Origin of the sequence: Constantimarinum furrinae, assembly GCF_014295415.1 — a bacterium.
In the GTDB taxonomy this organism is placed as follows: domain Bacteria; phylum Bacteroidota; class Bacteroidia; order Flavobacteriales; family Flavobacteriaceae; genus Constantimarinum; species Constantimarinum furrinae.
In genome coordinates, this window is record NZ_CP052909.1 from 347,786 (window position 1) to 368,153 (window position 20,368).

The window sequence follows — 20,368 nt, forward strand, 5'->3', positions numbered from 1 at the left end:
ACTGCTTTTACTGAAATTAGTTATAGAATTTTAAAAAACTATAACTATGAAAAATTTAAACCTAATCTCTGTTTTATTTTTACTCTGTGTGTGTTTGACGGCCGTCGCTCAAACTCCACAGGCTGTTTATGTAAGTGATGCGGCTAACTTTAATACCGGTCCGTGGCAAATCGCCAAGTTTGACGAAAGCGGCACCTATGAAGGAGCCCTTATGAATGTTTCAGACGGTATAGAATGGCCTCAGGACATCATTTTTCTGGATTCCGAACAGGCTGTTTTGATCTCCAATTTGGGAGCTGCCGGAGTAATTTCCAAGCACGAATGGGGAACGGGAAATTTCATTGAGAATTTCGCCCAAGGACTAGGCGGACCCACCCGCATGAAGATAGGTCCCGATAACTTATTGTATGTGCTTCAATGGAATAACCCCTCGGGAGAGGAAAATGTCCTTAGATTTGAACTTGACGGAACTTTTGTGGATGAGTTCACGTCTACAGGAGTTCCACGCAGTATCGGGATAGACTGGGACAGTAGCGGCGATCTGTATGTTTCTTCCTATAACTTATCGACCATAACCAAATTTGATGGTACTACCGGAGCCGAGATCGGCACCTTTATTTCCGGTCTTGCAGGACCTACCAATATTTTCTTTGAAGCCAGCGGGAATCTGGTGGTTTTCAATTACAACAGCGGAGTGATCGCTCGATATGACCCTGCCGGTAATCATATCGAGGACCTCATTACCGGAGTGAACGGTTGCGAGGGATTCGACTTCTTTCCCAATGGAGACATTCTCATTGGTGTTGGCTCCGATGGAACCGTTAGAAGATACGACAGTAATTTTAATTTTCTGGGGAACTTTGTCGATACGGGAACTTTGCTCACTCCTAACGCCATTGTAATTCGCGATGACATCCCTTTATCGACCGAGGAGAACGTCCTTGAGATGGTTCTGGTAACTCCAACAATAGGAACCTCCTTCCGCATTTCAGAAATGGCTTTACAAAAATTCGACGAATTTAGAGTATATGATTCCAACGGAAAATTAACAGTAACTCATCTGAGAGCAGATGGAAACACGTTAAACACAATTCATCTTTCAGAAGGTATCTATTTTATTTCAGCATCAAAAGACGGACATCGTTTCATTCAAAAGGTAGTAGTAAAAAGATAATTAGGTTAGTCACTACCGCGTGATTAAGTCCGTTTCGAGCAATTGAATCGGACTTTTTAATATCCTGCAAACCTGAAATTAAGCAGATCTTGAGTATGACTGTATAGCTTAGGGAAATGGCTCTTAAATTCGGTTGGTGCTTCTATAAAATACTCTGCAAGAACAGCCATAAATTCGTATTGATTGGTAAAGGCATACTCTCTAAAAAATCGTGTTTCATCAAGTTTATCCTTCAATTCCTGATCTGTAAGTTGTTTTAATATATTCTGAAATTGTTTAACAAACCGTGATGAGTCAAGATCCCCACTTTGCTTGGCCTCCAACTGCATGGCATGCATAAATTCATGAATTCCCAAATTGTATTTATCATCGGTGATCTTATATCCCTTTTCAAACGACTTCCAGGAAATTACCAGTGCCTTTTCCCTTGGATTGAATTCCCCTTTGTGATAGTCCTGGTTGATCGCACTGTAAAACTTTCCGGGATAAATAAGAATATATTCAATAAGAACATATTCGTAATTTTTTCTTCCAAAACTGAGCATACATCCCACGGCAGCCACCAATACTTTCATTCTCTCGGTGACTTCCAACTTCTCTCTTCCAACAAACTTCTTATCTTCAATAAAAGTGGCAACGCGATGTCTGAATTGTCTTTTATGTTTTTCTGAAAGTTTCTGATAAAAATAAAATTCCTCTTGAAGTACTTTAAGCTGGGACGGTTTTAGCTTTTTAAAAACAAAATAATGTCTGAAAAGTGGGCGGTTGTATTTTCCCGCATACCATCCTTCAAAAACTCTAAACAATACAAATGCGAATCCTATAAGGACTATAGTGTAGGCGTAAGGCGCCAGCCAGGTTACATTCTCATCGGCTTGTAAAAATAGCATCATACAGATTTGGGACTCAAAATATACCGATTATTAAAAAGAGTATAGTTAAACACTTGAATAAAAACGTTTTAAAACTTCTATTAGTATACCGGAACATTCGAAAAAATACTGTTAAATTGTTCACCGCAAGAGCACAAATATTCCAAAATCGATCTTTTCATTCCTTTTCCCGACCATACTGCCATAATTATAACAGGTCTATAACATAATTAGGTATCTAAACGATTATCTTAGAGGATAAATCAGATATAGTACAAAAAGTCAAACAGTTCACCTATATGAGTTTAATTTTCAGACCACAACAAATAGTACTACTACTAATCCTTTGTTTGCAGATTTCTCTACTCACAGGGCAAGAATTACCTGTTGAACAAATAAAAAAACAGATTGAAGCTTATAAAGATGATCCTCGGGGTCCTTATGACCGTATTAGATGGTTTTGTAAAGATGGAACACTAAGGGAGCCTAAGGATCCCTGCCCCGAAAATATTGGTGGTGGTGTACAACATGCGAGTTATAAACCGGCTGTAAAACAATTGGCAGAAAAGCACCACATTTTTTTCGGTCTCATCCTCGCTAATACCGAACGATTAGATTTTTGGGACGAAGCCAATAACCACAGCATGTTAAAACAATATCAGCTGGGAAATTACCTGCAGAGCATTGATGATGGCTGGATTCAGAGAAAGTCACAATTTTATCGCGGAGCAGTACAGAGTGAAGATGAACAGGAATGGGGTGTGGAATTTTATGAAAAATACTTGCCAAACAATGATCGTATAACTAAAAACTACTATTTATTGCGACAGTCATTGCGCGATGTTCCACACGACGGAGACAGTAATCTTGCACAACTAATGCGCAGTCAGTCGAAAGTGATCTCAGACGAATTCCCGAAATTTATGGATATCCGAATTAAAATTCATGGAAATCCTTCGATTGAGGACATTCAATTGGTTGAAAATTTTATAAATAAAAACGAGGGCAAGATTCCTGAAAAAGTAAATACCGACCTGCAAACCTTAACTAAGACGATGAAGGAATTTTATGCTCCTTTAAACAAAGATATTTTGCTGGCACAGGCAAAACGTATAAGGAGCAGCAGTCCCATCCGGAAACAAATTCTAGAATTTTTAGAGGGCTATGACGATGCCGCAGTTCCCGAAATGACCGTACCGGCATTGGCCGATATCTTGTGCACTATTAGATCTTCCATAACTATTGACACTTCCGGAAGAGACAGACTTCTCTTACTGGATCTCTCGAATTCCATTGAAGATGTTTTATTGAAGAAAACGCAGGACTGGCAACCCGATTCACTGCTAGGATTAATGGAAAAAATAAGACATCTAAGTCTTGCCGCAGCGGGAACCGGTCTTATTGAATTATGGGAATGGGAAAAGATTAAACCGCAGTTAGAGACTCATCTCGGAAATACGTCTTTAAGTATAGAAGACCTCAATCAATTCTTACAAACTTCCCGTGGAGTTGTAGAATGGAGCGCTGCCATGGTAAAAGCTAATTATCAGGATGTCGTGGATCGATACACTCAATTTGAGCCACTAGCCTACGGGTTTATTGACGATAGGGTGCGTTCTTCGGTTGCCTTATATCTTGGCGAAAGTGTAGCCGAATTAGGCAAGAAGATATCAGAGATTTCAGGTACGTCGAATGAAGTGATGAATATTAAGGATCAAAGTAATATTCGCGGACTAAACCCCGGATATGCCAAGGGAGAATTAGTTGTCATTAGTGGGACTTCAGAGAACATTGAAGTCTCCAGCGACAAGATCTATATCTTCGAAAAACCCCCGAGTGATCTAAAACCGGTTGCCGGTATTATGACGGTGTCGGAAGGCAATCTGGTTTCTCATGTGCAATTATTGGCTCGGAATCTTGGAATTCCCAATGCGGCACTTTCAGATGATAATTTAAAAGCCTTGAAAAAATACAATGGAGATGAGGTCTTTATGGCAGTTTCACCTAAAGGAAATGTTATTTTGAAGAAAGCAGATGATATGTCCCCTAAAGAACGTGAGCTCTTCGGGACAACCCAACGCAGTTCCAATAAGATCGCTGTTCCTGTAGCGCAAATTCGTCTGGATGTAAACAAGGTTCTAAACATGCGCGAGGTGAATTCAAAGGACTCAGGAATGCTATGCGGACCTAAAGCCGCAAATCTTGGGGAATTGAAGGCGATGTTCCCAGAAAATGTGGTGGAAGGTATTATCATCCCGTTTGGTGTATTCCGAAATCACATGGAACAGCAAATGCCGGGACAGGGTGTTTCGTATTGGGAATTTCTCAATTCGGTATTTGTAGAAGCTGAGGCAATGCGGAACGAAGAGGTGCCGGAAAATGTTATCGAAGACTACCAGCTTTCTTGCCTGAACAGTCTAAAACAGGCCATAGAAAATATAGAGCTGGATACCGCATTTGTGAATGACCTTCAAACCAAGTTTAAGAATGCGTTTGGCTCGAATATGGGTACCGTTCCCGTATTTTTAAGGAGTGACACCAATATGGAAGACCTGAAGGAATTTACCGGAGCTGGCTTGAATCTCACACTTTTTAATATTGTCTCTTCCGAATTGATCATTGAAGGTATTAAAAAGGTTTGGGCTTCTCCATACACAGAACGAAGTTTTAAATGGAGACAAAAGTATTTGCTGAACCCCGAAAATGTCTTTCCTTCAATACTCATTATTCCCAGTGTGGATGTAGAATATTCTGGAGTAATGATCACCAAGGGCATTAACAGTGGAAAAGAAAGTGATCTTACGGTGGCGTTCAGTAGAGGTGCAGGTGGTGCTGTTGACGGACAAATTGCCGAAACGCGACTTCTTACTCCCGATGCCGATGTATTGCTGGCTCCTGCACGTGAATCTGGCTATATGAGACTACCCAAATCGGGAGGAACCAGCAGGTATATCACCACTTTCGATACTCCTATATTAAACGATAGGAATATTAAAACATTAAGACAAATTGCCGATAAAGCAAGAAAAACATTGGCGGAAAAAACTAATGATGATTATAAAGGCGCCTGGGATATTGAATTAGGCTTCGAAAACGATAAAGTCTGGCTCTTTCAGATTAGACCCTTCGTAGAAAATAAACAGGCAAAGAGTTCCGATTATTTATCATCTATCACTCCTAGCATAGATACAACAAAACAAATCTCACTTCAGACAAAATTATAGCACATGAAAAAAGCAACAGTACTATTTTTAATTACAGGCATCCTACTTTCTTTTGGCTTCTATCCTATTGATGGTTACGAACGATCAAGGATAGAAAGATTACTCGATATACAGAACACTTTAGATAAAGGAGAAAAATACACGCGAATACCTGCCGGAGCTTTTGCGAGTATAGACGATATTAAATTAAACTTATTGTCGGTCAATGAAAAAAGTGTAGACGAAATACTTACAGAAGACAAGGAATTTTCAAAAAAACTAAACCGACTATTTCCCGGTTCGGGATATTCGGCTTCCATTCTCGATATTACCGACCCGGATAACACGCGATATGCAGCATATCGAGAAAATGTTGGGTATCAACCGGGAAGTGTAGGTAAGATCGCAGTGTTAAATGCCCTGTTCTATGAGCTTCAAAAGATCTATCCCGACGATTTTGAGGCCCGTATCTCCCTGCTTTGTAACAAACGGGTAAAATCGGGCATCTGGGGAGTAGGTGATCATCATACCGTCCCTATTTACGATAAAGAAAAAAACAAGTTATCAAGACGGCAGGTAATCGCATCAGACGAATTTACCCTTTTTGAATGGGCCGATCATATGGTCTCGGTGAGTAACAATGGTGCCGCCAGTGTATTATATAGAGAAGCGATGCTAATGTCTGCATTTGGGATGGAATACCCACGTCTTACAGAGGAGCAATCTGAAAACTTTTTCAAGAATACGAAAAGAGACTCATTAACCAAACTTGCCAATACCGTGGTAAATGATCCGTTAAGGGAAATAGGAATTTCAGAAGATGACTGGCGACTGGGTGGAGTTTTCACCAATGGCCCCGATAAATATGTTGGGAGAATGGGCGGTAGTATTGGAAGTCCCAAAGGACTCATGAAATATCTGCTACAATTGGAACAGGGGAAGGTTATAGATTCATTATCCAGCCTGGAAATGAAGCGACTTTTATATATTACCGATCGCCGTATTCGCTATGCACGATCTTCAAGACTGGACAGTGCCAGAGTATATTTCAAATCAGGTAGTTTTTACAGTTGTGACAAGAGCAGACCCGGCCCCTGTGGGGAGTATGCCGGTAACAAATTCAATTATATGAATTCGGTAATCATTGTAGAACACGATGATGGGAAAAAATATATTGTATGTTTAATGACCAATGTATTGAGCAAAAATTCTGCAGGCGCGCATATGTATCTTGCAAGTGAGATCGACAGGATCATTACTCAGGATTAATTCTGAAGCGATTGATACGCAAAGCCGGCGGCTCGGCTCACTTTCGGGTTTTTATGCTTCAATAAACTTTTCACTACTTTTTCGTAGCTTCGGTTTTGTGAATATTCGATAATCCGAAGGACAGCAATTTTTATACGAGCTCCTCTGTTTTTAAGAAGCTTGGTGAAAATTCTCTTTTCCGAAAGTGAAGGGATTTCATACGAAGAGATCCCTTCCTCTGTATTGTCAACAATATGGTATTCAATTAGAGGTAGCACATTCATTTTTAATCGGGCATTCAGCAAATTGTCAAGAAACTCTACGGCATTGATCTTAGTCTCATAAAGTTCACTTTTTAATCCAAAATACGCAGTTTCAATATCAACATTATCGTATTTCAGACTTAATAGCTTAAAAATAGATTCAAGACTTTGCTCTAACTGCACCATTAACATATTATGAAGATGTTCTCTGGCTATAAACAAATCGGTTAAGGCATCATTATTATCTGCATCAATTTCATTGGGAGCCGACATATTCGCCTTTAATAGAGCGATGGCATGGATGGTTTCTTTGTAGAAGGTGCTCTCTTTTATAATTATTCTGGTTAATTGTCGCTGGTCAATTTTTACCTGAAGTCCGTTATTCTTTAAAACTTTTAATGATTTTGCCGCTTCCATCCTAATGATCACATCCTTACTTTTAAGCAGGCGCATAATGACTTTATAAGCTTCCTTGTTGTTGAATGATTCTATGACCTGAGGAACATATTGTTTTACTTTAGGCTTCAGGCTTTCGGCAAGGTCCATCTTAAGAATGGTTCGAGCAATCTCCACACCGTAATTCTGCAATGATCTCTTAGCTTCAGTTCTGAATTCATCCTCCGCAAGAAAATTTATAAGAGGCGCTATAAAAGACTCGTCTAAGGTTATACCCGCCGCTTTAATGGCGTGATTTATCACATAGGGATCTTTATTATTAAAATGAGCAGATATAAACGAAAAATATTTAGGTTCACCTACATAAGAAATGGCTAAAAGCAACTCTGCAATTTCTTCCTTCCTAAGATCATTGTCGTTTTGAGAAAGTTCTCTGATCTTTCTCTCAATGAGATTATTTAATCCAAACCTTGAAGCCAGTTTAGGGTTACGCGCAGATTCCTTGGCGAGGGATAACAGGGCCGCTTGTGAAATGTAATCCACCGGATGATCGAGATATGCCTTAAAAATACTGTCGTCATCCAGATAGGTATGGTGTAACAGGTATTCGATAGCGTTATATACCACGGCATCATCTTCTACAGAAACCAATTCTCTAATTTTATTAACGGCGGTTCCCTTCTTATAATAATAGAGTTGCTTTATGACGGCCGCTTTAATTTTCATGGAAGGATGATCGAGAAGTTTTAGTATGTAGGGTTCAAAAGTTTTGAGTCTAACCTCTTCCAGACGACTTAATAGTACCAGGATTTCTGCTTCACTTCCCTGAGTAAGCACTGATATTGCAGATTGGGTTTTCTTATCACTATTCTTCTCTTTTACCGTATCATCTGTTTTAATTGAATTCTGAATATTTCTACGAAATGAATCGAAATACGCCTCACGGAGTTTATAGATTAGTAAGATCCAGATAAACAGGAAAAATAAAATGATCACGGTAATATAAATCGTGTCCAACTCTAATCTACGTACGACAAGAATCAGCATTATTCCTGCAAAACCGGTCGCAATACTATCGACGACCACATCGATAAATGATTTAGCTTCATTCTTTATGTTTAACGGAATTGGCAGGATGGATAATTCTATCCCCGCTTTGTTGACAGACTGTTTTAAACTCCCGTCCATTCCTTTAATTATGATAAGTACCCATAGTTCGGGAATTGTAAGGAAGACCAGACATCCAACTGCGATCCCAAGAGGTAGTATGAGAAGATTACTCGTAACCCCCAACCAGGCCAATAGCCTGTTGGTAAGAAAAAGTTGAATGAGTAAGGCGATGACATTGAAAGTTGAAAACCAAAAACCGAAAAAGGAAGCCAATTCATCACTATCGGGAATGGCTTTATTGGCGAAATCACTAAATTGAAAATCGACCAGTTTTGCCATTATTACTCCTACACCTACAATTGCCGCCAGAAAGGTGAGATGTTTTGAGGACAATATTACCCTCAAAGGAGTACTTTCTGTAGATCTTTGGGGTAATTTACGCTGACTTATAATATATCTGTTCAATTTCAGAATACGGATTTTCCATACCGCTTGTATAATTGGAATACAAAAGAGGATGAGGATTGCAGCCGAAAGGATTACATATTTATTCCCAAACGATGAAGCTAACAATGTAGTGAGATAACCGCCAAAGATTCCTCCGGCGATAGCTCCGGCTCCAATAAATCCAAAAAGTCGTTTCGCCTCTCTGGCATTGAAAACCATATTGGCAATGATCCAGAATTGGGAGGTGACTAATACCGCAAAAAGCGCTACACTTAAATAATATACATACAGTACCCAATCATTTAAAAACCCCTGATTCATCAATAAACTGAGCAGCAAAAAACTAAGGCTAAATACCACAAGAGTACTTATGGTAAGGGTTTTTAGCGAGTATCGTTTTATTCCTCTGTTGTAAAAATAAGAGGCTACAATGGCTACCACAGCCACCAGTATATATCCGTATGGAAGGTGTTCTGCACCAAGACTGGAAAGAAAAAGAGCGTTAATGGTAGGCTTTACCATTAAGAGCACAGTTATAATCAGAAAGATATATAACTGCATAAAAAAAGAGATGCGGATTTCCCCATCTCTTATATCAAAAGTTCTTTTAAAAAGCTCTAAAATCATAAATAAGACAACCTGACTGTCCTATAAAGTACGTGATTTTTTCATTACTTTTTCTAAAGGAATTACTAAATCTCTTATTATTTGTTCGCCTTGGTCATTTTCAATTAAAGCCACAATAATATATTTTCTTTCAGGACCCCATACCAAAACAGAATCGGAATGATAATTCTTCCATGAACCCGATTTTCTAAACAAACGTGCTTTTGGAGCAATTCTGTCTAAGGTATTTACAAATTTATGGTGTAAATCCGGCTTTTCCATAATATTTAGCATCTGAGAAGATCTAAGTGTATTAACCAAATTACCCATCACGAGTTGATAATAGAAACTGCAAACCTGTTTTGTGGTCGCTGCATGACTAAGTCCCTTCATAGGCTCAGGATATCTCCTACCTCCCGCCGCATAACGCTTACCAACCCAGAGACCCCCACCCGTAGCTTCATCATACAGTTTGTAGTCTGGCATACGAAGTACTGCCTCAATTTTCTCATAGCCCACGCGATCTATCATTCGTGTGGTTGCCTGATTGTTTGATTTACTGATCATGGCGCGCATATCTTTTTGTATTTCCTTCGAATTTGGTAATTCGCCTTTATCGATAGCGTCCATAGCAGCAAGAAGTACCGCGATCTTTGGGAGACTCGCAGCATACATCATATGCGAATCATTAAGTCCTGCATACCGAATGTCGTTTACATCGCTGAGATCCACAATACCAATGGTCATTAGTTTTTGATCGACCAGTTGCTTCCATGTTCTGTTCTTAAATATTTCAGATTCCAGTTCGGACTGCAGGTCATCACAATATAACTCACTTAGTTCACCTATCTCACCGGAATGCTGTATAGGTAGACTTTGAGCGTAACTAAAAAAAGTAATAAGTGCAATAATGAAGACTAGGGGATATTTAAACATGCTTTTTTTCATTTAGATAATCTAACGGTATTTAAAGTTATTGCGAAATTTTTTATCACAAAATCAGGCAAATGTATGTTAATAAAGGTATCGCATAACATACTAAACGTTAAATTGTTACAAAAATTTTAGCGAGACAAAAATATTTCAAAAGTTATGCCAAAGCCCTTAAATTCATTCATTTCTTGGAACTATCTCCCTTAAAGTGCTGTGAGTTGTTCTTGAACAGAACATTGAATGTTGTTAGGCTTCCATAACATCTGGTAATATATTGTTGCAGATCTATCTTTTCCTGTTCTTCGAGATTTTTAGAGGCATTTATCTTTTGTTCCATAACGCGGAGGCGGTCACGTAACATAACAATTTTATGAAAAAAAGTGTCAATCGGAATTTCTTTATTGGATAAAGAAGTATCTTTTGGTTGAAGGACCATGGTTCCGCCTTTATACTTATCGGCTATAGGAACGATTTCACTAACATCACTCCATTTTTTAAGGATCTGCTTTAAACTTTTCTCTACTTCATAAAAGCTTACAGAATCCACCTCATCTTCGGCGGCTTCAATTATTTCATAATCAGTATCTATATCGATGGTCTCAAGACCGTTATCAATAAAAGTTACCCAGTACATTCTTGAAGTTACATTGGTAACTACTCCTTTCCCATATTGCGGATGATTAATTCTGGAGCCAATTCCTAAGATCTTTTTCATTTTTTTTCGATTAAGGAAGTGAAATTACAAGAATTCTGAAATCTGAAAAAATAATTTGCAAAAATAGGAAGTCAGTTAATGATATTTAAAAACCGAAGCAAACAAAGGGATGAAAGATCCCGTATCGATCCCCTTTGCAAATACAATTCAGCACCGCTGGCGCTGTGCTAATTGTTGTTTTCAACCAAAATAGGGATGAAAGATCCCGTATCGATCCCCTTTGCAAATACAATTCAGCACCCCTGGCGCTGTGCTAATTGTTGTTTTCAACCAAAATAGGGATGAAAGATCCCGTATCGATCCCCTTTGCAAATACAATTCAGCACCCCTGGCGCTGTGCTAATTGTTGTTTTCAACCAAAATAGGGATGAAAGATCCCTTATCGATCCCCTTTGCAAATACAATTCAGCACCGCTGGCGCTGTGCTAATTGTTGTTTTCAACCAAAATAGGGATGAAAGATCCCTTATCGATCCCCTTTGCAAATACAATTCAGCACCGCTGGCGCTGTGCTAATTGTTGTTTTCAACAAAAAAGGGATGAAAGATCCAGTATCGATCCCCTTTGCAAATACAATTCAGCACCGCTGGCGCTGTGCTAATTGTTGTTTTCAACAAAAAAGGGATGAAAGATCCCGTATCGATCCCCTTTGCAAATACAATTCAGCACCCCTGGCGCTGTGCTAATTGTTGTTTTCAACCAAAATAGGGATGAAAGATCCCTTATCGATCCCCTTTGCAAATACAATTCAGCACCGCTGACGCTGTGCTAATTGTTGTTTTCATCGAAAGCCACGAAACAAGTTTCGGTTTTCTCTGAAAACAACAATTCCTGCAACCTAAGTTGCAGGAATTGTGCTTGTAGTGACCGCGGAGGGATTCAAACCCCCAACCCTCAGAGCCGAAATCTGATATTCTATTCAGTTGAACTACGCGGCCAGGTTCCTGCGAAAGCAGAAATCTCTTTAATATTTTCAGTATTTACGACAGGCGCTGCTTTACCAGCATCGATATCGTCTTTCCGTCGGCTTTACCGGCTAATTTTGTGTTGGCTAATCCCATCACTTTACCCATATCCTTCATAGAACTCGCCCCGGTTTCGTTGATAATTTCATCAACTACCTTCGCTACCTCTTCCTCACTCATTTGTGCCGGCAAAAACTGTTCAATAACCGCTGCCTGCTCCAATTCCGGTTGAGCCAGATCCTCTCGTCCTTGTTGCGTAAAAATTGTTGCACTATCCTTACGTTGCTTTACAAGCTTTTGCAACATCTTTATCTCATCGGCTTTGCTAAGCTCCTCTTTCGATCCGGTTTCAGTCTGTGCCAACAACAACGCAGCCTTTACTGCACGCAAAGCCTCTAGGCTCTTGCTGTCCTTTTCTTTCATCGCAACTTTCATTGCATCCATAACCTGTTGTTGTAAGCTCATGAAAATAGAATTATCAAAGTGCGAAGATACTCAATAAGGAGCGATAAATAAAAGACATTTTCTTTAATAAAAAACCTTTCAGCAAACTGAAAGGTTTTTAGCAACAAAAATAAAGTTACACGACAATTTTACATTCCCGTTCTAAAAAATGCTAGTCAACATTATCGTGCAAAAATGAATTATTTGAACGCAATTCAATATCATCGTCATCGGTATTTACTGAAGTTCTCGAAATATTACTATCCCCATTCGATTTTTCATCCAGATCTATCCCCATACGCTTATAAGCCGGTTGCTTCTCTATATCCTCGATCTTTGAATTATTATTTCTGAATTTATAATTAAATTCCTTCATGGTCTTTTTACGCTCTTCAGATCGATCCTTTAGAAGCTTCGAAATAGGAGTGTTAAGTGGGTCGGCCGGCTCATTACTTTCAGTTTCATGCTCAGGTTCTGCCAACGTTTTCTTTTCAAAAACGATCTCCTCATCCTCTTCTTCCTTTCGCTTTGCCTTGGCATTGGTAAGCATTGTTTCGACTTCTTGGTAGTCGTCCAGACTATAGCGTTTTTCGCCCTCACCGGAGATCTCCGTTACCGGAATAACTTCAATATGATCTTTAACTTCTATCTCTTCAACTCCCGAAGTCATCACCTCAGCCTCTTCTTCTATTTCCTTTGGTTTGGACGAAGGTTCCTTGGCACTGTGAACAGGCAGGTCGAACATTAAAATCTGATCATCATCTTCAAGCTTCACTTCTTCATTTTTAGAAGTGATTTCTTCCTTTTCAGATTCCTTTTGCATTTTCTTGGGTTCCACGATCACAAAATCATTGACATCGATCTCGTTGATCATGATCTGTTCAAATTCGGCCAGATGATGAATATTAATTTCTTCATAAGCCACATCTATATTCTTCAATAAACTCGATGTTTCTATATATCCTTCAAACGGAATCTCCTTCTGAGGAGTTACTGTAGCTTTTGGCGCCTCACTTTCAGGCTCCTCTTCAGTAAACAATGTGTGACGAATCACCGGACCTGTTTTTACTTCAGGTTGTGTTTTTTGCTGCGGAATTTCTACAGGAGAAGCAGTTGGCTCGGGCTTTAAAACCTGTTCTGCCCGCTGCTCTTCTTCCAGGGTATGAATGATCTTTTTAGATTCAGTATTTACAATTTCGTTCTGTTGCTCGGCATTAAATCCCGTGGCTATCACTGTGATCGATATAGCGCCTTCCAATGATTCATCCTCTCCAACACCCATGATAATATTGGCACTGTGTCCGGCTTCATCCTGAATATGATCGCTAATCTCCCCTATTTCATCGATAGTGATCTCTTCTGCTCCCGAAACAATCAACAAGAGCACATTCTTCGCTCCAGAAATCTTGTTATCGTTCAATAGTGGCGAATCCAGGGCTTTAGTGATGGCTTCTTTGGCTCTGCTCGCACCAATCGCACTGGCACTTCCCATTATTGCCGTACCACTGTTAGAAAGTACGGTTTTGGCATCACGTAAGTCAATATTCTGAGTATAATGATGGGTAATTACTTCTGCAATTCCACGTGCCGCCGTAGCCAATACTTCATCGGCCTTCGAAAATCCGGCCTTAAACCCAAGGTTTCCATAGACTTCCCGAAGCTTATTATTGTTGATTACAACTAAAGAATCAACATTTTGACGCAAATTTTCTACACCTATCTGAGCCTGATCGTTTCTTAATTTCCCTTCAAACTGAAATGGAATAGTAACGATTCCCACAGTTAAAATATCAAGCTCCTTTGCCATTTTAGCGATGATTGGGGCTGCACCGGTACCCGTTCCACCTCCCATTCCGGCAGTAATAAAGATCATTTTCGTATTGGTTGTGAGCATGTTCTTGATCTCCTCCATGCTTTCCACTGCCGATTGCTCTCCTACTTTTGGATTCGCCCCTGCACCCAATCCTTCAGTAAGCGATACGCCCAACTGGATCTTAATGGGAACAGGACTGTTTTCAAGGGCTTGGGCATCTGTATTACAAATAACAAAGTCGACACCTTTAATCCCCTGACTAAACATGTGGTTTATTGCATTACTTCCACCGCCACCTACTCCAATCACCTTGATGACATTAGATTGATTCTTAGGCAGGTCGAACGAAATATTGTCAAATTCTGTGTTACTGCTCATATACTTTTTTTTGTGAGATTATTCCCGGTTGCCCGGGGTCATTATTTTTACTATCCTAGTTCGATGGTACTCTTCCGAATTACTATCGATACTTAATTTTCTATTCTGCGTTGTCTAAAAATTCCTTGAACTTTTCAGCCCATTTGTCAAAGAAGCGTCTGCGCTCCTTTGAGGTTTCATCCTGTACTTCTTCTGAATCTTCTTCGGCAGTACTGGTAACATTTGCCTCATGTCCTTCAGGATCTACAAAAGACTTTACCTGGGAAGCCTTTTCCCTGCTCTGAAGTCTGTTCATTACCAATCCCACGGCCGTAGCAAACATTGGGCTAGTGGTTTCCGAATCACTATCCCCAGCCAAATGCTCGTTAGGATACCCAATTCGAGTGTCCATACCTGAGATATATTCAACCAATTGCTTTAAATGCTGCAATTGTGCTCCTCCACCGGTTAATACAATTCCTGCGATCAATTTCTTTTTCTGATCCTCATGCCCGTAATTCTTGATCTCGAGATACACCTGTTCAATGATCTCCACCACTCTTGCGTGAATGATCTTAGACAAATTTTTAAGTGTGATCTCCTTAGGCTCTCGTCCGCGCAAACCGGGAATAGAAACGATCTCATTATCCTTATTCTCACCGGGCCAGGCCGAACCAAATTTGATCTTCAGCAACTCGGCTTGTTTTTCTATGATAGAACATCCTTCCTTGATATCTTCCGTGATCACATTACCTCCAAAGGGAATTACAGCCGTATGTCTAATAATACCATCTTTAAAAATAGCCAGATCGGTAGTGCCTCCTCCAATATCAATTAGGGCAACACCGGCTTCCTTTTCTTCCTGACTTAAAACCGCATTGGCAGATGCCAGCGGTTCCAGGGTAATTCCCGAAAGCTCCAGACCTGCGCTTTTAACACAACGCCCAATATTTCTAATGGATGAAACCTGTCCTACTACCACGTGAAAGTTAGCTTCCAGTCGTCCGCCGTACATGCCAATAGGTTCCTTGATCTCCGCCTGTCCGTCAACTTTAAAATCCTGTGGCAATACATGAATGATCTCTTCCCCGGGAAGCATGACCAATTTGTGCACCTGATTGCACAATCTGTCAATATCATCCTCGTCGATCACTTCATCACTGTTATTTCGTGTAATGTAATCGCTGTGCTGTAGGCTTCTAATGTGCTGTCCCGCAATACCAACAATAACATCCTTAATTTTCATCCCCGACGAAGTTTCGGCATCCTGTACCGCCTGCTGAATAGATTGAATGGTTTGTGTAATATTGTTCACCACTCCACGATGTACACCAAGACTTTTGGATTTTCCGATTCCGAGGATCTCCACCTTTCCGTAGTCATTCTTCTTACCAATCATGGCAACGATCTTCGTTGTCCCAATGTCTAAACCAACAGCTATGTTTTCGTTTTCCATCACCTTATTTTTTTGTTGCTACCACCTGATCACCGAATTCCAGATTTACTACACCGTATTCGGCAAGGATCTTGTCGCTTTTGGCTTTTTTATAAAAAGCTTTAAAATTCTGAAACTTCTTTTCTATCGCTTCAGCGGTTCCCAATATCACTTTAAAATCGTGCTTTCGTATTCGTAACTCGACTTTACCGTTATTCCCAAGGTGCAATCCCACTACACTCTTTTTCATAAAATCATCCTCATTTATTTTTAAAAGTATGGGCGTAACTTCTGTAAAATTTGTATCTGACTTTCCTGTGATCAGCGGAACTCTTGCCGTGTAAACTGTAGACAAAGGCATCTTCTTCCCCTCGTCATCCAAATAATAATCCGGACTGGCACTTACTCTTGCAATGGGCTTGCGTTGCTCGATCTTTGCTCCTAAAACACCATCAACCGTCACAAAAACCTCAGCATCACGGATCATAGGGTTTTTCAACAGTCTATGCTCCATCTCATTCAAAACTAAAGTTTCTTTGCCTATGCTCGTAACGCTGTCATTATTTTGTATTAACAATTTATTAACCGCATCCAGCGTGATAAATGGATCATTATCATCAAGAAATTCAATACTTATCTTCTTCAGATTTCGGTTATTATTTCGTTGCTTACTAAAGCTGAATAAAAAACCTATCAGTCCTATTAAAATCACAAATTTTATAAGTCGCCAGTTAATTTTCATCCTTCAGATATTTAGTTATTCCAGCTACTTCTGCACCTATATCGCCCGCACCCACCAACAGTTTTATTTTACATGTCGAATTTTTCAGAATTTCCGCTATTTCGTGTTTTTGAACAAGTCTTTTGTTATTTCTGTCTATCTTATTCAGTAACCATTTTGAAGTGATTCCGGAGATAGGCTCTTCCCGCGCCGGATAAATATCCAACAAAAGCACTTCATCAAATTTTGACAAACTTTCGGCAAATCCATCCGCAAAATCCCGAGTACGGCTAAACAGATGTGGCTGAAATACGATCACCCGATCTTCGTCCGGATACATTTCATTGACCGCCTGAAACAAAGCATTTATTTCGGTGGGATGATGCGCATAGTCGTCGATCAATACCAGATCCTCAGTTTTAATCTTATACGAAAATCGGCGTTTAACACCACTAAAACTTTGTAAAGCTTTGGACAGGCCGGGGGTTGGGGTACCGGAAAGTATGGCCATGCCCAAAGCGGTTACAGCATTATGTAGGTTATGATGGCCCGGTAAATGAAATACCAGATTTTTTAGTAATTCGTGTGGCGTTTTAAGGTCGAAAACATAACTGCCGTTTTCAATGCGAACATTCTGTGCTTCGTAATCGGCTGTCTCTTCTACAGCAACAGTCTGCCCATCCAGCGGCAAGCCTTTTTGAATAAGCAAATGTTCTTTCTTCGGAAGTAACTTCGAAAAGGAAACAAAAGCATCCCGAATGGTATTGGCATCGCCATAGATGTCCAAATGGTCTGCATCCATAGAGGTGATACAGGCAATATCGGGCTGAAGCTGAAGGAACGAACGGTCGAATTCATCGGCCTCTACCACCGTGATCTCGGTTCCTGTGCTAATAAAATTCGAATTATAATTTTCCGCGATTCCGCCTAGGAAAGCGGTTACAGGCATGTTGGAAGCTGCCAGTAAATGGCCGAGTATTGCCGATGTAGTGGTTTTTCCATGAGTACCGGCCACAGCAAGGCATTTTGAATTCTTTGTGACTTCCCCCAATAATGCTGCCCGTTTAACCACAGTAAATCCTTCATTTTGGAACTGTGCCAGAATTTTATTGTATTTAGGGATCGCCGGAGTATAGACTACCAGTGCTGTTTCCTTATCGAGCTTTGTAAACGGAATTTCAGAGATCTCATCGATAAAAGTAATGGGAATTCCTTCGTTTTTGAGTTCATCTGTAAGTTCGGAAGGTGTTTTATCGTAGCCGAAAACCCGCTTGCCCAATAGCCGGCAATATCTGGCCAGAGCGCTCATTCCTATTCCGCCAATTCCGACGAAATAAAAAGATTGTATGTGCTCCAGTTTTCTCATATATGTTTTAAACAGCCTTCAGTAATTTTTCAATTTCTTCTACAATAGCCTTAGTCGCATCCGGTTTCGCCAGTCTTTTTATATTTTCTGACAGGATTTCCTGTTGTTTTTCAGAATATATCAGTTCCAAAAATTCTTCCTGAAACCTATCCTCCAACTCACTTTCTTTTAGTAATAACGCAGCATTCTTACGCACAATTGCCATGGCGTTCTTGGTTTGATGATCTTCAGAAACATTAGGCGACGGAATAAAGAGTACCGGCTTACCCACCAAACACAATTCCGAAACAGACAAGGCTCCCGCTCTCGAGATAATAAAATCTGAAGCTGCGTAAGCCAGATCCATACGGTTCAAAAAAGCATGAACCTGAACTCCGCCTCCGGTCTGGTCTTTGTATTGCTCGTAATAATATTTGCCACATTGCCAGATCACCTGGAGCCCGTTTTCAGCAAAAAATTCGAGATTATTGTGAACCAGTTGGTTGATCCGACGAGCCCCCAGACTTCCGCCAAGAATCAAAACCGTTTTTTGGGTAGGCTTCAGTTTAAAAAAAGACAGCCCTTTTTCTCTTTTGAACGCTATATCCAGCAAATCTTGTCTAACCGGATTACCTGTTAAGACTATCTTTTCCGAAGGAAAAAATCGCTCCATATTCTCATAGGCCACACATATTTTGTCTACGCTACCCGACAACCATTTATTGGTGATCCCGGCATGACTGTTCTGCTCCTGTATTACACATGGGATCTTTTTACCACTTGCAACCCGCAACAACGGTGCGCTTGCGTATCCTCCTGTGCCAATGGCAGCATCGGGTTTAAATTGTTTCAGAATGCGTTTCGATCTCATCAGGCTAGAGATCAACTTAAACGGGAACAGTAAATTTTTTGCACTCAGACTTCGCTGTATTCCCGATATCCATAAACCTTTGATTTCATATCCTGCCTGCGGAACCTTTTCCATTTCCATTCGGTCACTGGCGCCTACAAACAAAATACTGCAATCTGGGTAGCGCAATTTCAGTTCATTGGCTATCGCTACCGCCGGATAAATATGACCTCCAGTCCCTCCTCCTGATATGATAAATCTATAAGGCTTCACTTAATACATCTAATGGGTTTTCTTCTTCTTTCTCTTTTATTTTTGCTTCCCGTTTCGCACTAACACTTAATACCATACCCAATGCGAGACAGGTCATCCAGATAGACGTTCCTCCACTACTAATTAGGGGAAGTGTTTGTCCGGTAACTGGAAACAATTCCACTGCAACCGCCATATTGATCAATGCCTGAAACACAATGGGGAGTCCAACACCCACAACGAGTAGTTTCCCGAAAAAGGAACTCGTTTTGTGTGCCACGATCACCAACCGGAATAATAGCAGTAAATAAAGAAACATAAGGATCAAGGCTCCAAGTATGCCGAATTCCTCAACAATTATGGCATAAATAAAATCTGAAGAGGATTGAGGTAAAAAGTTCTTCTGAACACTTTTACCGGGGCCAACGCCTGTAATTCCTCCCGACGCGATTGCGATCTTGGCCTTTTCTATCTGGTAATCGGCTTCGGTATCTTCATCATCGGTAAAACTATCGATCCTGCTCATCCAGGTATCCACTCTGTTGGGAAAAACATCGGGAAATGCCTTAGCCGTTAGTACAAATAAGGTGAGTGCCAGAAGTCCGATTCCCAGGACAATTCCGAGGTATTTTAACGGATACCCCCCTACAAATACCAATAGCACCACCATTGCAAAAATGATAGCCGTTGTTGAGAAGTTTGCCGGCAGGATTAATGCCAGCACCAAGAACACCGGAAACCATAACGGCAACAGGGTTTCTTTAAAGGTGACGGTTTTATCTTTTATTCGAGACAAGTAGCGGGCCACATAGGTTAACAATACCACTCCCGCCAGCGTAGAAGTTTGAAAAGTAACCCCTACAAATGGGACACGGATCCACCTACTGGCATTCGCGCCTTCAATGGTCGTCCCTTCCGCTATAGTAACAAGCAATAATATAACAATGATAGGTAAGGCTATGATCGATAGCCCCCTGAAATAATGATATGGAATTTTATGAACACCATATAAAATGGCAAATCCGAGTAATAGGTGAGCAAGGTGTTTCAACAAAAATGGCAGTGTACTCCCGTCCCCGTAAAGGTAGGCGAGATTACTGCTCGCACTGTAAACGGGAAGGAAAGAGAAGAGGGCGAGTAAGGCTGCCACCGCCCAGATCGCTCTATCTCCCTGTATATGTTGAAAAATATTCTTCATTGATGCTACCTTCTACCTTTTA

The 20,368-nt window shown here is 40.4% G+C and carries 14 protein-coding genes and 1 tRNA gene; 3 read left to right on the plus strand and 12 right to left on the minus strand.

The annotated features are described in order from the left end of the window. Positions 1-46: 46 nt before the first annotated feature. The gene (locus tag ALE3EI_RS01690) at positions 47-1,174 is read left to right on the plus strand and encodes a T9SS type A sorting domain-containing protein (protein ID WP_186990203.1); all 1,128 of its coding nucleotides are present in this window, start codon (positions 47-49) and stop codon (positions 1,172-1,174) included. A gap of 56 nt (positions 1,175-1,230) precedes the next feature. On the opposite strand, the gene ALE3EI_RS01695 is transcribed toward ALE3EI_RS01690, so the two are convergent. Continuing rightward, complete coding sequence (locus ALE3EI_RS01695; protein WP_186990206.1) at positions 1,231-2,067, minus strand: zinc-dependent peptidase; 837 nt, start codon at positions 2,065-2,067, stop codon at positions 1,231-1,233. 329 nt (positions 2,068-2,396) lie between these two features. Between ALE3EI_RS01695 and ALE3EI_RS01700 the strand changes: the two genes are divergently transcribed. After that, on the plus strand, positions 2,397-5,270 hold the full coding sequence (locus ALE3EI_RS01700; protein WP_317172973.1) for a PEP/pyruvate-binding domain-containing protein: 2,874 nt from the start codon (positions 2,397-2,399) through the stop codon (positions 5,268-5,270). 3 nt (positions 5,271-5,273) lie between these two features. Next, positions 5,274-6,518: a serine hydrolase gene (locus ALE3EI_RS01705; RefSeq protein WP_186990210.1), complete on the plus strand. Its 1,245-nt coding sequence runs from the start codon at positions 5,274-5,276 to the stop codon at positions 6,516-6,518. On the opposite strand, the gene ALE3EI_RS01710 is transcribed toward ALE3EI_RS01705, so the two are convergent. The 11 genes from ALE3EI_RS01710 to ALE3EI_RS01760 all read right to left on the minus strand — a co-directional run bounded on the left by ALE3EI_RS01710 (position 6,515) and on the right by ALE3EI_RS01760 (position 20,346). Further along, the gene (locus tag ALE3EI_RS01710) at positions 6,515-9,274 is read right to left on the minus strand and encodes an Npt1/Npt2 family nucleotide transporter (RefSeq protein ID WP_233279986.1); all 2,760 of its coding nucleotides are present in this window, start codon (positions 9,272-9,274) and stop codon (positions 6,515-6,517) included. The two genes, ALE3EI_RS01705 and ALE3EI_RS01710, sit on opposite strands and share 4 nt — an antisense overlap. Before the next feature lie 87 nt (positions 9,275-9,361). Continuing rightward, the gene (locus ALE3EI_RS01715) at positions 9,362-10,267 is read right to left on the minus strand and encodes a serine hydrolase (RefSeq protein ID WP_186990214.1); all 906 of its coding nucleotides are present in this window, start codon (positions 10,265-10,267) and stop codon (positions 9,362-9,364) included. A gap of 166 nt (positions 10,268-10,433) precedes the next feature. Continuing rightward, complete coding sequence (locus tag ALE3EI_RS01720; protein WP_186990216.1) at positions 10,434-10,967, minus strand: hypothetical protein; 534 nt, start codon at positions 10,965-10,967, stop codon at positions 10,434-10,436. A gap of 863 nt (positions 10,968-11,830) precedes the next feature. Further along, positions 11,831-11,904, minus strand: a tRNA-Arg gene (locus ALE3EI_RS01725). A gap of 42 nt (positions 11,905-11,946) precedes the next feature. Then, positions 11,947-12,396 carry a GatB/YqeY domain-containing protein gene (locus tag ALE3EI_RS01730; protein ID WP_186990218.1) on the minus strand — a complete coding sequence of 150 codons (450 nt, stop codon included), beginning with the start codon at positions 12,394-12,396 and terminating at the stop codon, positions 11,947-11,949. 151 nt (positions 12,397-12,547) lie between these two features. After that, a complete protein-coding gene (ftsZ, locus tag ALE3EI_RS01735) occupies positions 12,548-14,566 on the minus strand; it encodes a cell division protein FtsZ (RefSeq protein ID WP_186990220.1) in 2,019 nt (672 codons plus the stop codon). 100 nt (positions 14,567-14,666) lie between these two features. After that, complete coding sequence (gene ftsA, locus ALE3EI_RS01740; RefSeq protein ID WP_186990222.1) at positions 14,667-16,001, minus strand: cell division protein FtsA; 1,335 nt, start codon at positions 15,999-16,001, stop codon at positions 14,667-14,669. A 4-nt stretch (positions 16,002-16,005) separates the two neighbouring features. Further along, the gene (locus ALE3EI_RS01745) at positions 16,006-16,722 is read right to left on the minus strand and encodes a cell division protein FtsQ/DivIB (RefSeq protein ID WP_186990223.1); all 717 of its coding nucleotides are present in this window, start codon (positions 16,720-16,722) and stop codon (positions 16,006-16,008) included. After that, positions 16,712-18,067: a UDP-N-acetylmuramate--L-alanine ligase gene (murC, locus tag ALE3EI_RS01750; protein WP_186990225.1), complete on the minus strand. Its 1,356-nt coding sequence runs from the start codon at positions 18,065-18,067 to the stop codon at positions 16,712-16,714. The genes ALE3EI_RS01745 and murC overlap by 11 nt, the downstream gene beginning before the upstream one ends. Before the next feature lie 7 nt (positions 18,068-18,074). Further along, positions 18,075-19,169: an undecaprenyldiphospho-muramoylpentapeptide beta-N-acetylglucosaminyltransferase gene (gene murG / locus ALE3EI_RS01755; protein ID WP_186990227.1), complete on the minus strand. Its 1,095-nt coding sequence runs from the start codon at positions 19,167-19,169 to the stop codon at positions 18,075-18,077. Further along, on the minus strand, positions 19,156-20,346 hold the full coding sequence (locus ALE3EI_RS01760) for an FtsW/RodA/SpoVE family cell cycle protein (RefSeq protein WP_186990228.1): 1,191 nt from the start codon (positions 20,344-20,346) through the stop codon (positions 19,156-19,158). Before ALE3EI_RS01760 ends, murG begins: the two co-directional genes overlap by 14 nt. Positions 20,347-20,368: the final 22 nt, after the last annotated feature.

Coding starts and splice junctions, on each gene's coding strand:
- ALE3EI_RS01705 (WP_186990210.1), top strand. CDS start 5,274: ATGAAAAAAGCAACAGTACTATTTTTAATTACAGGCATCCTACTTTCT.
- ALE3EI_RS01695 (WP_186990206.1), bottom strand. CDS start 2,067: ATGATGCTATTTTTACAAGCCGATGAGAATGTAACCTGGCTGGCGCCT.
- ftsZ (WP_186990220.1), bottom strand. CDS start 14,566: ATGAGCAGTAACACAGAATTTGACAATATTTCGTTCGACCTGCCTAAG.
- murC (WP_186990225.1), bottom strand. CDS start 18,067: ATGAGAAAACTGGAGCACATACAATCTTTTTATTTCGTCGGAATTGGC.
- ALE3EI_RS01710 (WP_233279986.1), bottom strand. CDS start 9,274: ATGCAGTTATATATCTTTCTGATTATAACTGTGCTCTTAATGGTAAAG.
- ALE3EI_RS01720 (WP_186990216.1), bottom strand. CDS start 10,967: ATGAAAAAGATCTTAGGAATTGGCTCCAGAATTAATCATCCGCAATAT.
- ALE3EI_RS01730 (WP_186990218.1), bottom strand. CDS start 12,396: ATGAGCTTACAACAACAGGTTATGGATGCAATGAAAGTTGCGATGAAA.
- ALE3EI_RS01715 (WP_186990214.1), bottom strand. CDS start 10,267: ATGAAAAAAAGCATGTTTAAATATCCCCTAGTCTTCATTATTGCACTT.
- ftsA (WP_186990222.1), bottom strand. CDS start 16,001: ATGGAAAACGAAAACATAGCTGTTGGTTTAGACATTGGGACAACGAAG.
- ALE3EI_RS01690 (WP_186990203.1), top strand. CDS start 47: ATGAAAAATTTAAACCTAATCTCTGTTTTATTTTTACTCTGTGTGTGT.
- ALE3EI_RS01760 (WP_186990228.1), bottom strand. CDS start 20,346: ATGAAGAATATTTTTCAACATATACAGGGAGATAGAGCGATCTGGGCG.
- ALE3EI_RS01745 (WP_186990223.1), bottom strand. CDS start 16,722: ATGAAAATTAACTGGCGACTTATAAAATTTGTGATTTTAATAGGACTG.